This window comes from Rhodopirellula sp. MGV, from assembly GCF_002251265.1.
GTDB classification, from domain to species: domain Bacteria; phylum Planctomycetota; class Planctomycetia; order Pirellulales; family Pirellulaceae; genus Stieleria; species Stieleria baltica_A.
The window spans coordinates 1-15,499 of record NZ_NPDI01000059.1 but is presented as its reverse complement, the minus strand read 5'-3'; the positions used below and the strand labels follow the sequence as shown (position 1 = coordinate 15,499).

Genomic DNA, 15,499 nt, shown 5'->3' with positions numbered 1-15,499 from the left:
CAGCTCGTGACAGCTTGACGCTTAGTTGACGGAACACGCCGCTCCAAAGACGGCGTTGTAAAGGCGGACGAATTCTGGTGAAGGTGATTTGATCTGCTGAAAAATGCTGTCGATCAAGTTGCGTTCGCTCTGCCGGATTTCGTCACCGCTGCACAACAATTCCATCAGCACCAAACATTCATCGGTCGTCACCTGCCCATCTTCTAAGATCACGCTGCGAACGCAGGGAAACAGGATCGCGTCAAACTCCGGACAAACCTCGTCCGCTGCCTTCATCAGCTCGACCAGGAACTTGACGTCGTCTAAATCCAGCGTCTTGTCCGCGACCAAATAACGCTCGATCAGGGTCACTTCGCTAGGAGTGATCTTGCGATCGGCCAGCACGATGCCTCGAAGTTCATCCAAGTAATTCATTTCGAGCTTTCCAACGTAAAAAGAGCGTTTTCCACGATAACACAGACACAGCTTGCGCCGATTCCCCCAAGCCTAGGTCGCAATCTGATCCGGTGCGACGTGGCTTCGGTTAAAATACCCTCTCGCCAGCCTCTTTCATTCTGAGCCTAAGATCGTGAACCGACATTGCCATTTGTTCCTCATCGCCCTGCTCAGCCTGCCGGCCACGCAAAGCTCGGCTCAGCAAGCCCCGTCATCCCATGTGCTGGTCATCGGGATTGACGGCACCCGCTGCGATGCCTTGATGGCAGCGGAAACACCCCATATCGATCGCTTGATTGCGGAAGGGGCGTTCAGCGAAACGACGAAAATTCTTGGAACACGCTACCAAGGCAACAACACCGTCAGTGGGCCTGGTTGGTCAAGTTTTCTGACCGGCGTCTGGGCCGACAAACATGGCGTCAATGACAATAGCTTCGAAGGCCGCAACTACGATCATTTCCCGCACTTCTTCGCACGGCTGAAGGAAGCCTTTCCGGGTGCACAAACTGCGTCCTTTGTGGATTGGGAACCGATCGATCAATACATCGTTTCTCAAGCTGACACCCGCAAAGTTTATCCCGCCGAAGGTGCAGAAGACTATGTCGCGAAAGATGAAGTAATCACTAAGGACGTTTGCGAGTTCCTTGCAGAATCAGCTCCCCATGCGATCAACGTCTACCTGGGAGCAATCGACGAAACGGGCCATCACTACGGTTTCCACCCTTCGGTCGAAGCCTATCGAAAGGCAATCGAAACGGTGGATTCACAGATCGGACGAATCCTCTCGACCGTACGTGCACGCACTACTTACGCGAACGAAAACTGGCTGGTCATTATCTCGACAGACCATGGTGGTCGCGGCGTCAGCCACGGTGATGGACACAAAGTCCCCGAGATCAACACGACGTTTTTGATCGTAAGTGGCCAAGCCGCAAAACGCGGATTGATCGATCAACCGACCTTCGTCGTTGATGTACCGGCGACCGCCCTCGCACACTTGGGCGTCGCTTTCGATCCCAAGTGGGAACTGGACGGGAAACCGGTCGGACTCGCCACCACCGCTGAACCTGAAGCAGGCCAATGAACCGCATGTCGCATGATCGTTGGGTTGCGTTTGTCATCGCCTTCACCACGACGTTTTCATTCGCGTCTGCGGACGATGACTTCGCGGAAACCGTCGCACCGATACTGCAACAACGCTGTCTCGACTGTCACAACGAGCAGCTTGGCAAAGGGGATTTCTCACTCACAACAGCTGAAGACTTGATCGCGTCGGGGTACTTAGACCTCGACAATGCGGATGACAGCTATCTACTAGAGCTGGTCACTCCGGTCGACGGGCATGCTTCGATGCCCAAAGACGCTCAACCGCTGAGCGATCAAGAAATCGATTCCCTGCGAAAATGGATCCGCCAGGGAGCGAAATGGCCGGCGCAAGTGAAGTTACACCAATCGTTCGTTCGCGACAAAGACTGGTGGTCGCTGAAACCGATCACCAGTCCGCCAGTCCCCGAAAGCGATGCCGCCAATCCGGTCGACGCGTTCATCAATCAGGCACTTTCCAGTCGCGGCATGGCGGCTGTTGAGAAGGCACCACCACAAGTCTTGCTGCGGCGAGTGACGTACGACCTGACAGGGTTGCCGCCCACCCCGGCTGAATCGCTAGCGTTCTTAGCTGACTGGCAAATCGACCAACAAGCGGCATGGGAATCACTCGTTGGGCGGTTGCTACAATCGAAGCGTTTCGGCGAAAAATGGGGCCAGCATTGGCTAGATGTATCCAGGTATGCCGAAACACATGGCTTTGACAAAGACAAACCTCGCAGCAACGCTTGGCCCTACCGCGATTATGTAATCGCCAGCTTGAACGACGACAAACCGTACGACCGATTTGTCCAAGAACAGGTTGCCGGCGACGTCTTGTTCCCCAACGATCCCGACGGCGTCTTAGGACTCGGATTTCTGGCCGCAGGTCCCTGGGATTTCATCGGCCATTGGGAAGTCGGCGAAGGCAAGCTCGATGGACGGATTGCCAAGCACCTCGACCGCGATGAAATGATTTCGGCGGTGTTCAATGTTTTCCAAAGCACCACCGTTCAATGCGCACAGTGCCATCATCACAAGTTTGATCCCATCCGAATGCAAGACTACTATCGCTTGCATGCCGTCTTCTCTGCAGTTGACCGCGCCGACCGAGTCTTTGCCGGTCGTTCTGCCGCCCAACAACGCGCCGACGAACTTGATCGCCAAATCACCGCACTTCAATCCCGCCGTGACGACCATCAACGACAACAGCAGGACTTGACCGCCAAACAAACCGCACCAATTGATCTCAAGATTACCGAGCTAACCCAACGCTTTAGAACGGAGCAACCGCAGCAGCCACAATTCGGATACCACAGCCAAATCGCGTCGAACCCCAACGAAGAAAAATGGGTTCAGATCGATTTGGGCAGCCCTCGCCTGATCGACGAAATCAAGCTATTCCCTGCGTTCGATGAGTTCGCTGGTATCGGTGCCGGGTTTGGTTTCCCAGTCCGTTACCGGGTCGACGTCGCACTCGATGAACGCTTGATAGACGGACACCGCGTTCTTTTCGACGCCAGTGGTTCTGACCAACCCAACCCTGGATGCGTCACGATCAACATCGCCAGTGACCGTCAACCGATCCAGTTCATACGGGTAACGGCAACGCAGCTTGCCGAACGAAGCGATGACTTTATCTTTGCGATCGCTGAAATCGAAGCGATTGCAGATCGGCACAATGTGGCTTTGAATTGCAACGTCACTGCGAAAGACACCATTGAAGCGCCCGTCCGATGGGGCAAACAAAACGTCGTCGACGGAATCTACTTCAAAGAACTGACCGACGATGACGCGATGGAGCGACTGCAACAACTTCGTCGCGAGCGTCAGCAACTGGTACGTCGCAGTCGCTCCGAACAGGTTGAGTCTGAACTGCGAAATCTACGCGACCAGATAGACGCAGCCATCGCCGCACGAAACCAAATCCCACCTGGCAAATTCGTTTACGCTGCCGCCACGTCCTTCGACGCCGGAGGTCAATTTTTGCCGACCAACGGTCAGCCACGTCCGATCCATTTACTCTTACGTGGTGACTTGCGCAGCCCCTCGGAATTGATGCGTCCAGGTGCTCCTCCGCTTTGGGACACCGCACCAGAAACCTTCGTCGACGAAGACCACTGGGACGAAGGAATCGCACGAGCCGAACTGGCACGCTACCTGACATCGACCGACAACCCGCTGGCATGGCGATCGATTGCAAACCGACTATGGGGCTGGACTTTTGGCCAACCATTGGTCGGCACCGCAAACGACTTTGGCCGCGGCGGAACCACCCCCTCGCACCCCGAGTTATTGGACTACCTTGCGGCGCGATTGCGTGACGATCCCGATCATTCGCTGCACTCGATAGTCAACTTGCTGGTCACCAGCGAGGCTTACCAACGATCGAGCCGGGTTGATCCGGAGATGGCGGCACTGGACGCAGACAACGCCCTGCTTTGGCGTGCCAATCGACGACGTCTGACCGCCGAGGAATACCGCGACTCGCTGTACGCGATCGCCGGCACGCTTGACGATTCGATGGGCGGACCAAGCTTTCAAGACTTTGTGATCGAAAAGCCCGAGCACTCACCGCACTACCAATACGATCAACACGATTTTGAATCAACCGCTTCGCATCGACGTTCAATCTATCGATTCGTCGTACGGTCTCAGCCGCAACCAATGCTCACAACCCTCGACTGTGCCGATCCCTCGATCAGCACCCCGCGACGCGACGAATCCACCACGGCTTTGCAAGCCCTGACCTATTGGAATGACCGTCTAGTCGAATACGCTGCACGTCACTTCGCCGACCGAATTCGAACACACAACGTCAATCCAAATCAGCAAGTCGACTTTGCTTGCCAACTTTCCCTCGGACGCTTGCCGAATGAACTGGAATCGAAGGTGCTACACGAACACTTACGCGACCACGGACCGGCCAACCTCGCGCGCATCCTGTTTAACTTGAACGCTTTTGTCTACTTGGACTAGTTGAAAGGAGGCACCATGTTTGGTCGACGACAGTTCTTAAAATCAACGTTTGGCGGCAGTGCCGGAATCTTTGCCGGACTCGCATTTGATGACCTCGTGGCCCGCGATGGCCAGCTTACACAGACGCTTCACCATCCGCCAAAAGCCAAACGCGTCGTCCAATTGTTCATGGCCGGTGCGGCAAGTCACATCGACCTGTTCGACCATAAACCAATATTGGAACGCCATCATGGGCAACCTTGGGATCCAGGCGAAACAGTCGAGCTGTTCCAAAGCACTCCGGGTGCTTGCTTAGCCAGCCCTTGGAAATTCCGCCCCTATGGCGAACACGGCAAACCGATCAGTGACATCGTCGCGCCGCTTGGCGAAGTCGTCGATGACATCGCATTCGTTCACAACATGGTGGGCAAAACCGGCGTGCACAGCCAAGGAACCTTGCTGCAAACGACCGGTTTTAGCTTCACCGGATTCCCCAGCGCCGGGTCTTGGGTTTCATACGCACTCGGTAGCGAAACCGAGAACTTGCCCTCGTTCATTGTCCTCCCTGACCATCGCGGACTCGCTTCCAACGGCGCCAAAAATTGGGCTCCTGCATTTCTACCAGCCGAATACCAAGGCACGCAAATTCGTGTCGGATCCGACGAACCGATTGCAAATCTAACCGCACCGGAAAGCACATTCATCACCTCGGTCAGCGAACGCGATGGGCTGCGTGCTCTCCATCGATTGAACTCCGACTTCGCCGAACAACGTCCCGGCGACGATCGCTTGAAAGCCCGCGTGCAGTCCTACGAACTGGCCGCAAAGATGCAACTCAGCGCCAGCGATGCCTTGAACCTCGCCGACGAACCTCAATACATCCGTGACATGTATGGCTTGTCGAGCGAAGGCCCTGGAGTCGACGATCGGACGATCAATACAAAAGCGGAGACCGAGTTCTTTGGGCGAAAGTGCCTGATCGCGCGCCGTTTGCTTGAACGCGGAGTCCGGTTCATTCAGATCTGGAGCGGCAATGACAACGGATTCCCACGTCGCAACTGGGACTCGCACGAAAACATCAAACGTGACCATGAACCGCTTGCGATGGGAATGGCGACCGGCGCGGCCGCGTTAATTCGCGACCTCAAGCAACGTGACATGCTGAAAGACACGCTGATCCTTTGGACCACCGAGTTCGGACGCATGCCGTGTTCGCAGGGCAGCGAAGGCCGTGACCACAATCCGTTCGTGTTCACCAACTGGCTGTGCGGCGGTGGCATCAAAGGCGGCACCTATGGCGAATCCGACCAATGGGGATTCCGTCCGCTTGACCAAAGTAATCCGACGCAGGTCTATGACATCTATGCGACGATGCTCCATCAATTGGGCATCGACCACACGAAGTTAACCGTCAAGAACAACGGAATCGATCGCCGCCTTACCGACGTTCATGGCCATGTCTTGCGTGACATGGTGTCGTGATGAAATTACGTGGTGCTGACTAGCTCGGAGACTTGAGGCTTCGGCCGCTCTGGGGTGAACCCAGAAACCATATCCAACCGGATGACTTGGATCAAATCGTGCGTTTCTTCATCCTGAACGAATCCTTGCACCCACCCATCGTCCTTCAGCAAGCTGTGGGGCAAGTAATTGTCGTCTTGGAATTCTTTGACGTCGCAAACGCTATCGACCACCAATCCCGCACGCACGCCATCACGTTCGACAACGACAACAACGCCGATATGGAACCGTTCGACAAGTTGGCGAACACTTGCAAACAAATCTTTTAGTTCACGCAGTTCGTTTGTTTTTGCTTGATTGACAACTTGTTTCGCTTCTTTGCAATTCCCTTTTGCAACCAAGGCTAGAACCTTATCGGCAATTTCATGAATCCGCCGGTGCGGTGCATCAAATCGACCCATGGTGTCAACCAAGGCGAGCTGGTCTCTTGCGAAGCGGTTCATCTCAATCGGATCCGCCATGAGCTGATCGTACCACTTTCCAAATTTGCACTGATGCGGATCCGTCGCCAGATTGAACTCGGTGCCGTCATGAACGAACGCCTCCAGTGCCTTTAACCACTGAATGTGGTCATGCTCCCGATCGTCCAACATCTGGATAATTTCGGTGCTCTCGTCCCGCAGACTGGTCAAACCGAACATTTTCCGCACATTTTGAATGCACAGTGTTTGGCCACGCAAATTGATCATGCCTTCGACATGCGACGGCATCCCTGGCAAAGGCGTGATCGTAAGTTTTTGCAGTGCGAGCAACTCGAGCACGCAATCAACCCGAATCGCATACGATTCTCCACCGACTTTGCAAATCAGCAAAGGATCAGCTCCTGCTCCATTCATTCCGATCATCGTTGAAATCAACCGTGGTTTGCGAAAGAGATCGCGGATGAGCGGGCATCCGAGATACTGCACTCTACGACGTCGCTCGCCTAAAACGATATTCGTGGCGGCAAACCCTTACTCGGCCGATGCATTCCGATGGCATGGCGCCCGTCGCAGGACAAACAGACGACCATCATTCATCGGCAATCCAGCGGCTGGCGCGTCGCAAACCAACCGCGCGGGACGATCGCCACACCGCACTGACCTGCCCAATATGCTGAACCAGACTTGGTGACGGGTGCCAGACTTCGATGCCCTGACGTTCGGCCCAAACACCAATGCGGGTGTCAATTCCGGCATTCCCCCGGACGATCTCTAGCTCGCCTCGATCGACCATCGTGAGCAGATCCGCTGCGAGCGAACGGGGAAAGATCATTGCCAATGCGCCGAGTTGCCATCGTCTCGGATGGGCCTGCCAACGATTGTCATCCAGCATGTCATCCGTCGACGTATAAAGCGAAACAATTGATCGGTCATTAGGCCACAAGCAAGATTCGATCGCATCACGCAAACAATCGATACGCGGGAACAGTGCATCGTCTTGAACGATCATCAAGACGTCGGCGCCACACTGATACAATCGGCGCAATGTCTCGACCCAAGTCGGCCAAGCCCCGATCGACTGCGTCCGCTTGTCCAGCACCGTCCAATTGCCCGAGTCGCTCCAGCCCTCGTCACCATCGACGACGATACCGAATGATGTCCACCCACAGGCCTCTAGACTGCCAACGGTCTCGTGAAGCGTCGGTTGCCGACGAGGTGCGGTGGTGATCGCGACTGACCAATTCACTGGCGAATGAACCGGATCGGTCACCTCTGGCCGCGGCAACCGCTCTTCGAACTGCTCGCGATTAATGCACGACTCGTGAACTTGCTGCTGCCGATCGTCAACCAAGTCGTCTTCATGGGCCAACACAATTGGCAACTGGTTGATCGCATGATCGACAAGTTGCGTTGCCTTTTGCCAAGCTTCTCGCGACGGATCAGCTTGTTGCAACACTCGATCGGCAATTTCGAAAACCTTCGACGCGACCACTGGGTTCCAGTCTTCAGACGTTGGTAGGAAACTGCCACAACAAGCCTGACACGCTTGATGATCGATCCGAATTGGATCGGCCGCCACATCGTTGACCAAATCTTGAATCAGCTGGCAATATTCGCCATCGCCTTGCGGCAGAGAGACGCGGCTTGGGCAGGAGCTCGGATCACGATTCATGTATTCCGAACTCCTCTAATCCAATGGTCAAGATGGATGTCACTTCGATTTGCCAATCGCTAATTCTCGTCAATCAACTCGGCAGCGCGACAAATACGGAATCCGATCGAATAGTAATAAGTGCCTTTGGCCGCACTACCACTATGGCTTAGTCGAATACGGTCGGCCAACGTGTCATCGATGTCTCCGCCACGAATCGGCTGTTGTCCATTCGCATGATTTCGCGAAACACACCATTCACGGACACCGCCATACATGCCGAACACTCCCGTTGGCAATGGCTTCATCGACGTAACGCTCGTGTTCACCTGAAACTGTCCAGCCTTCGAACCATACGCACTAACCAATTTGGGGTCATTGCCCCATCCGAAGGTTGTCGATTCCGTCCCGCCAAAACAAACATGTTCCCATTCGTCTGGAAACAGCAATCGGTAACCGCGACGTCGTCGAAAGTCGCTGTAGATTCCGACCCCCTTTTGCTCATCGACGGTCGGCGGATAACATTGATCTTCTTCACCAAGGCCTTCTTGTTCGGTCAACCATCGGCAGTACGCAACGGCATCGAACCAATCGGTCAAGATGACGGGCGTTTGGTCCGTGGGGCAACGTCGGTTGAACTCCTGGCGGTCTTTTTGTAATGGATGCTCCTCATCAAATTCTGCGAATTCTCCCCGAGTAACTTCGGTCACACAAACGTCAATCGCTTGCTTCGGCCCATCAACCCGAATAAAAGTTTGCCCCGTCTCGTTGATGTACCAATCTTGAGTTCCCTGTTGCTTCTGACCGGCAAGTTCCACCATTTGTCCGTCAAGCCATTGCGACGTCCGCTCGAGCTTCCCCAACATCCACCAGGCAGCGCTATGAAGCTCAGCATCGGGCGACGAAACGAATAGCGATCGCCCAATTTCGATAGATTGCTCAAGCGATTGCTGCGTGAAATTTTCGCGTTTCGAAGTCCCCAGCAATAACAACAACGCAGCCTTCACCGACGCATCATCCGTCATCTGAACTAAGTCGTTGACGTAATCAGCCGGCGCATCCAACAACGCCGCTCGCTCGACAATCTGTGTACGAATCTCCAGATTTGCATGGGATGCCAACAGGTCCAAATGGGGCGAAAAACTACGCTTTCGAAGCAGGTACGCGGACGCATTGGCCTGACGAATCGGACACAAATCGCTGTCGTTCGCTGCGGCGTTTTGCCGGATCACTTGGTGCAGTTTCGGAATCAATACTTCGGGGGAAAAGCGGTCCAAGTTCCCCGCAATCGGCAGCATCGTTTCGGAGCCCGAATCGACAAAAATCTCAATCATCCGATCCATATTGCCGCCCCAAACGTCCTTCAAAATCCGCTGTGCTTGCAGCCCCAGGGCAGAGTCAGACTGCTCGACAAAAAGTTTGTGAAACGGTTCATACAAACTTTGTGCCGACGATCGCACGTGGTCGGTAATGATGGCCTCCTCGTCTGTATGGAACTGCATGTGACGCAGCAACTGTTCGGCGAACGCCAGTTTCTGATTTTCCCATCGCGGGTCGTCTTCGGCAAAGGATGCTAACGCTAGTACTGCGTTAACTTTTTCCTCTTGGTCAGATTTCTCGCCTATCGCGATCTCCCACCAATGCTCCACATGGCGTTTAGCGAGTTTGCATCGTTGCAACTCTGACAACACCACCAACAAGCTATCTCGATTGATCTTTGCACTAGCGTCAACCAACTGGTCCACCATGCCCGACCGTGACCCCAACAAATGCAGGATTCCCAATCGTGAATGGATCCCCGCTCGCGAGATGGCTGAATTTTGGTCGGCCATTTCATGTAGCAAAGGCAAACTCCAATAAGCATTGTGCTCAAGCTGGTCAAGGATCTCGGTCGTATCATCCGAGTTTGCCGTCCGCAGTTGCTCCGTGATGGCAAACGCACGTGAACGCACCATCCATCCATAACCAAGCATCATCGCGGAAGAAACGATAACGGCGACGACAACGCTTTCCAGCACATGCTTTTTTGTTGCAACGTTCATCATCCGACGCTGCTTTTCGTCCCACTGCGATGCCCGTGTCAACACGATCGTCTTGAACCACTCGGGCCATGACGGCAGGTGGCGATTCTCTTTGCGCGAATTCCAGACCTCACTACGATCCGCCAAGCTCAACATCGCACGTCCACGCATTGTCGCTCGCAGATTACGATTCAGCCAACCACGAATCGCCGGCACCAAATAATCATGCGTCAACTGGTACTGCCGCGTTTCGCCTTTCGATTGCAACTTCGAATCCGATGGCGTGATCAAATGCAAGTCGTTATCAAGAATCGTCAGTAACGCGGCAAAGCGACGCCGGTCTTGACCATATCCCGCAACCTGACGCAACTCTTCTTCGCTTTTGGTTGCCCCTTTTAGATCGCTTCCGGTTTCCGGCAGCAACAACGCGAGCACACGCTCAACCGCTTCGACATGTGTCCGACTTTCCGCCGGCGCGGTGGGACCGAAGGACTCATCGAGGAACTTGATTCCGACTCCGTCGATACCTCCGATCTGCTGTAACGATTTGGTGCTCCAAGGACGCCCCTTCATGATCTCGGCAAAGGTCACCAACTGGACCGGAACAATTTTCCCCTCGACAGCCAAGCCATCGATCGCTTCGTCAAGAAATTTTGATTGGTCGGAATCCAACTTCGTCAACTGATCAGGCAATCGGTCGTATCCACGTCCGTATTCGGCCAGCACCCGACGAGCATGCCGTTTATCAAACAGGTCCAGCATCGCCAGGTTGCGGCTCCGGGTCAGCTCGACTTCCAACTCGTCTGCCAAACAGCTGACGCCGATCCAAAAGTCATCGCGAACCAACAACAGGCACTGGACGTGCTCGCCATCACACTGACGCAAGGCCAACGCCAAAGCGGTGTTGTTTTGACCGGCGTGGGCGTGCAACCATTGCTCAAACTGATCGATGACCAACAACAATTTCGCACCGCGTAACGCCTGCGGATTCTGGCGAATCCAGCCAATCGATTCGGTGACCGACAAGCCATCGGGCAGCGTCGGAATCTTTTGACGAATCGACAACAAGATTTGTCGATCGGTATCTTCTGGTGTCGCACTCACAAAGCAGACGACTGTCGAAGACGAAAGCCGCGGCAGCAACCCCGCACGGACGAACGATGACTTCCCAGATCCTGATTTTCCGTAAATCACGCCGATCCGGAAAGCCGTCTCGTAGTCGCGTGATTCGATACGACGCTTCCAAAACCGGATACTGTCGGGCAAGCCATCGCGATCAAACGGCCCTGGCAAAAGCTTGACAAAGTAGTCCGCGTCTTCTTGATCAAATGCGCGGAGCCCACGCGGGACAATTCCCGCCAACAGATCAGCGCTCTTAGAGCCGTCAGAGCTGATCGTGGGGTCACGACGCACAGTCCCTGTCGGCACCATCGACTTCCATGAATCACTCTCCGAAGCGCGTTCCAGCACCCAAGCCAAGTCGTCTGCCAATGCCCCCGCATTTTGATAACGCAACGTGGCCCGCTTGCTGAGCAAACGCATGCAGATCCGTTCAAGCTCCTTCGGTAGTTCGCGATTGTGTTCTCGCAGCGGAGGCGGCTGGAACCCACAGATCAACTCCAGCGTATCTTCTGGGCTCTCCCCTGCAAACGGACGAGTGCCGCAAAGCATCTCGTACATGACCACACCCAAACTGAACAAGTCAGACCGATTATCGACCAAGTGATTCTCACCGCGTGCCTGCTCGGGACTCATGTAGGCATAGGTACCGATTTTGCCACTGCGGCGGACCAGGGTTTCGACCTGCATCGCCAACCCAAAGTCGGTCAGGTAACAACGTTCGTTTTCATCAAGCAGCAAGTTAGCTGGTTTAATATCACGATGGATAATGCCTTCTTGGTGGATGAAATCCAGCGTCTCGGCAACGGACTTCAAAATCGCGACCTTCTGACTTCCCGACCGCGGGGCCTCGATCCACTTCGATAACGTCTCACCGTCGATAAACTTCGACACGATGTAATATCGATCGTGCAGCTTGCCGACGTCATAGATCGGCACAACTCCGGGGTGATCCAGGCTTGCGATCGTGCGAGCTTCTTCCAGGAATCGCTCCACGTTGAACGACTTAGACATCCGATGCTGGTGCGGGATCTTAATCGCCACGCGACGCTGCAATTGCATATCGGTCGCCAGAAAGACGTTGCCAAACCCTCCCGAAGCAAGCCGACGATCAACGCGATAACGTCCGATCTGCGGTCCCGCGCCCAAGAAGATTTCGTCATCAAAATCGCCTTCGGCTTGCCCGGATGCCTCGGCATCATTGCTGTTGCCAGAAGCATCTCCGTGTACGGTGCGAGTCGTTTTTCCCGACGATGAGGCAACGGAAACATCGTCAGAGCCGAGCGTCTGATCGGCGACTCGTGACACCAAATCAGACGGCTGACTGGAGTCTACGGTTGCGTCATCCCGACTTTCTTCGTCGAAGGCGCGGGTTTCGTCGGACATATGCTCCCGGAACGCAGGTGCGTCATTGCAAAAGGTTCGTCTCTGTCGCCTCGGCTCGGACGGTGGATCTGACAACGGACCATCACCGACCAAGCGTCACGCTCGGGCATTTCCGAAAAGATAAGTCGCGACACGCAGCCCCAGCGATCTTCGCAAGTGTCCCATTCTAGCACAGATGCGAAGCGAACGGACACACCACGTCACGAAACCCCAATCACACTCAACCCCCGATCCAACCTGCAATTTACCCAGCACCGCCCCCCTCCACAGATAGGCATCGAACCATCACGCACTAAAAAGGTGTCAGGACTTTTTTTCCCACCCCAGCCTTCGCTAGACTGCTGCGATTCCAAGACCGAAACGTGCCGACAAGAAAAACGCGATCTACCACGCCCTCAACCGAGGGAATGCACGATCGACGATCTTCCACAAGGACGCCGACTACGAGGCTTTCGAGAATATCCTTGCCGAAGGGACTCGTCGCTATCCCTGCCGTGTTCTTGCCTACCAACTGATGCCCAACCACTGGCACCCGGTTTTGCAGCCGACCGCCGGGCTGGCTGAAGCGAGTCAACACGCCGCTGGAAGACAAGGAACGCAACCAGATCCGCTGGTCGATCCGACGGGGCAGTCCGCTGGGCGATAAAGGCTGGGTCGAGTCAATTGCCCGTCGCCTAGACCTCGAATCCACCCTCCGCCCGCGCGGCCGACCAAGAAAGAAACCACCCTCACCCCAAAAAGAGTCCTGACACCTTTTTTCTAGTCTAAAGGAAACATGACCAAAGCAGAATTTTATTTCTTTGGTGGGCACCCACATCAATCTGGAAGTGATACTTCGTACCAAAGTGGTTTCGTCGGCGAATTAAACAGCAAAGGTTGTTCTTTGTCTGGGCAACACTTTCGCGACGCATGATTCAAGGCGAAAAAAGCTGCGGCTGATGATGCCTATCGACACCGAGTTCGACCAAAAGACGAGTGGGAGCCCGGCTATGATCTCTTCTAGTTTCAGGTTGTGGCTAACTTTTGGAATTTTTTTTTCATACCTCGGAATGGTGACGCGGATGGATGGCAATGAATATCAGGAAGTCAAATTGAGGCCATGCGTTTCTGAGTTCTCCGGTTATTTCAACATTCCAGAGAGTCAAGTGGTCGACGACGTAGCGTGTTTGAGAACAACAACAGAGCTTGCAACTTTATTGAAATCAGAGGTGAATTCAGTAATCGACACTGTTCGCGATCGCGCGGTAGCTTGTGGCTTAAGATTTCCACGAAAGCCAGAAAGTGCTCAAAGCGATTCTGACTTCCTTATTGTTCCGACGGGTGATCGAACGTTAGCGATTGAATGGAGGACTGAGGCTGTTGTTTCGCTGGATTTGATTAAATCGCTTCAAGAAGTCCTGCGAAAACACTACGAAAATTGGCGCATCGTTCTTTTCGGACTCAACAGAGACGCGTCGTTTGTCGTCTATCACGATGTCGTGGTTTTTGAGCGATGTATAGCAGGAGCGAATTTGCAAGAGCGATTGTCTACTGCAATGAAGTTAGAGAAAAAGCATGTCGCCGCGACGACGGGAGAACACGAACGTCAGTACATGCGAGTTTTGCAAATTTTGAGTCGCATGACGTCACACGACCTGGCAAGCAAGCCCCTATCGATCTTGGCGCACTTTGCGAACTCAAAAGGCAACCGTGAACGCCATGCCGTACGGGTTCTCACCATCGGATCGGAGAGGGCGGCTGAATGGAAAGTTAAAAAAGGCGAAGTCGCTTACGGAACCAAATCTGAAATAACAAAAGATGGTCGAGTACTTAAACTCTATTCACGCGATCCAGGTACTATTGGTCATCTGTACGAGGTCATAGGTCCATCAATTCACTTCAACGGACCCACCCTAGAGTTCGTATCGGGAGACGCAACTGCTAACGTAGAATTGCCACCGTCATTCGATGACTGAGCGGGAGAAGCCAAAAGGTGTCAGGACTCTTTTTTCCTATCCTGGTCTTCGCTAAACTACTGCGGGGAAGTCAAAAGGTGTCAGGACTCTTTTCCACTGGTCCGGACTCCACTACACTACCGCGATGCCAAGACCGAAACGTGCCGACGAGAAGAACGCAATCTACCATGCCCTCAACCGAGGGAATGCGCGGGCGACGATCTTCCACAAAGTTGCCGACTACGAGGCTTTCGAGAATATCCTTGCCGAAGGGACTCGCCGCTATCCTTGCCGAGTTCTAGCTTACCAGTTGATGCCCAATCACTGGCATCTGGTTCTGCAACCGACCGAAGATGGCGGGATGAGCCATTTCCTGCGGTGGGTCAGCCTGACGCACACGATGCGATACCACGCCCACTACCAAAGCGCCGGTGAAGGGCACGTCTACCAGGGAAGATTCAAAAGCTTCCCGGTCCAAGATGACGATCATTTCCTCACCCTCTGTCGCTACGTCGAACGCAACGCGATGCGGGCCGGACTAGTGACAAAAGCGGAAGACTGGCGGTGGGGATCGCTTTATCGCTGGAACCAGTCAAGCGAGCCCAACCCAAAGCTTCTCTCCCCCTGGCCGATCCGCCGACCGCCGGGCTGGCTGAAGCGTGTCAACACGCCGCTGGAAGACAACGAACGCGACCAGATCCGCTGGTCGATCCGACGAGGTAGCCCGCTGGGCGATGCGGGCTGGGTCGAGTCAATTGCCCGCCGCCTAGACCTCGAATCCACCCTCCGCCCGCGCGGCCGACCAAGAAAGAAACCACCATCACCACAAAACGAGTCCTGACACAATACTGTTCGGCACGGAATTTGCGCAGTCACAATAGGGCAACCAGGGGCTTTGGGCGGAGTTGCGCGTCGAGCGATGACATGACATACTTTGTTGGTGAGACAACCACCTGACACCGCCGACGA

At 54.4% G+C, this 15,499-nt stretch carries 10 protein-coding genes; 6 read left to right on the top strand and 4 right to left on the bottom strand.

The genetic code is table 11. The annotated features are described in order from the left end of the window. Positions 1-21 precede the first annotated feature (21 nt). Positions 22-414, bottom strand: coding sequence for a hypothetical protein (locus CGZ80_RS20990; RefSeq protein WP_094417650.1), 393 nt, complete (start codon positions 412-414; stop codon positions 22-24). A 154-nt stretch (positions 415-568) separates the two neighbouring features. On the opposite strand from CGZ80_RS20990, the gene CGZ80_RS20985 reads away from it, so the two are divergent. Genes CGZ80_RS20985 through CGZ80_RS20975 form a run of 3 tightly spaced genes read left to right on the top strand, consistent with a single transcriptional unit; the run spans position 569 to position 5,958 of the window. Next, on the top strand, positions 569-1,519 hold the full coding sequence (locus tag CGZ80_RS20985) for an alkaline phosphatase family protein (RefSeq protein WP_143544071.1): 951 nt from the start codon (positions 569-571) through the stop codon (positions 1,517-1,519). A gap of 5 nt (positions 1,520-1,524) precedes the next feature. Further along, positions 1,525-4,497 carry a PSD1 and planctomycete cytochrome C domain-containing protein gene (locus tag CGZ80_RS20980; protein WP_094417665.1) on the top strand — a complete coding sequence of 991 codons (2,973 nt, stop codon included), beginning with the start codon at positions 1,525-1,527 and terminating at the stop codon, positions 4,495-4,497. Positions 4,498-4,512: 15 nt separating this feature from the next. Beyond that, positions 4,513-5,958, top strand: a complete 1,446-nt coding sequence (locus CGZ80_RS20975; RefSeq protein WP_094417648.1) for a DUF1501 domain-containing protein — start codon at positions 4,513-4,515, stop codon at positions 5,956-5,958. Positions 5,959-5,963: 5 nt separating this feature from the next. On the opposite strand, the gene CGZ80_RS20970 is transcribed toward CGZ80_RS20975, so the two are convergent. The 3 genes from CGZ80_RS20970 to CGZ80_RS20960 form a co-directional block, all read right to left on the bottom strand. Further along, positions 5,964-6,833, bottom strand: coding sequence for a chemotaxis protein CheW (locus CGZ80_RS20970; RefSeq protein WP_158222799.1), 870 nt, complete (start codon positions 6,831-6,833; stop codon positions 5,964-5,966). 175 nt (positions 6,834-7,008) lie between these two features. Beyond that, entirely contained in the window at positions 7,009-8,091 is a 1,083-nt protein-coding gene (locus CGZ80_RS20965) for a hypothetical protein (RefSeq protein WP_094417646.1), read from the bottom strand. A 59-nt stretch (positions 8,092-8,150) separates the two neighbouring features. Next, entirely contained in the window at positions 8,151-12,596 is a 4,446-nt protein-coding gene (locus tag CGZ80_RS20960) for a bifunctional serine/threonine-protein kinase/formylglycine-generating enzyme family protein (protein ID WP_094417645.1), read from the bottom strand. A 346-nt stretch (positions 12,597-12,942) separates the two neighbouring features. Between CGZ80_RS20960 and CGZ80_RS20955 the strand changes: the two genes are divergently transcribed. From CGZ80_RS20955 to CGZ80_RS20945, 3 genes are all read left to right on the top strand, one after another. Next, positions 12,943-13,242 carry a transposase gene (locus CGZ80_RS20955; RefSeq protein ID WP_315851427.1) on the top strand — a complete coding sequence of 100 codons (300 nt, stop codon included), beginning with the start codon at positions 12,943-12,945 and terminating at the stop codon, positions 13,240-13,242. Positions 13,243-13,585: 343 nt separating this feature from the next. Beyond that, positions 13,586-14,551, top strand: a complete 966-nt coding sequence (locus tag CGZ80_RS20950; protein ID WP_143544069.1) for a hypothetical protein — start codon at positions 13,586-13,588, stop codon at positions 14,549-14,551. A 124-nt stretch (positions 14,552-14,675) separates the two neighbouring features. Beyond that, positions 14,676-15,371, top strand: a complete 696-nt coding sequence (locus tag CGZ80_RS20945) for a transposase (RefSeq protein ID WP_094417643.1) — start codon at positions 14,676-14,678, stop codon at positions 15,369-15,371. Positions 15,372-15,499: the final 128 nt, after the last annotated feature.

Coding starts and splice junctions, on each gene's coding strand:
- CGZ80_RS20990 (WP_094417650.1), bottom strand. CDS start 414: ATGAATTACTTGGATGAACTTCGAGGCATCGTGCTGGCCGATCGCAAG.
- CGZ80_RS20980 (WP_094417665.1), top strand. CDS start 1,525: ATGTCGCATGATCGTTGGGTTGCGTTTGTCATCGCCTTCACCACGACG.
- CGZ80_RS20975 (WP_094417648.1), top strand. CDS start 4,513: ATGTTTGGTCGACGACAGTTCTTAAAATCAACGTTTGGCGGCAGTGCC.
- CGZ80_RS20970 (WP_158222799.1), bottom strand. CDS start 6,833: ATGAATGGAGCAGGAGCTGATCCTTTGCTGATTTGCAAAGTCGGTGGA.
- CGZ80_RS20965 (WP_094417646.1), bottom strand. CDS start 8,091: ATGAATCGTGATCCGAGCTCCTGCCCAAGCCGCGTCTCTCTGCCGCAA.
- CGZ80_RS20960 (WP_094417645.1), bottom strand. CDS start 12,596: ATGTCCGACGAAACCCGCGCCTTCGACGAAGAAAGTCGGGATGACGCA.
- CGZ80_RS20950 (WP_143544069.1), top strand. CDS start 13,586: ATGATCTCTTCTAGTTTCAGGTTGTGGCTAACTTTTGGAATTTTTTTT.
- CGZ80_RS20945 (WP_094417643.1), top strand. CDS start 14,676: ATGCCAAGACCGAAACGTGCCGACGAGAAGAACGCAATCTACCATGCC.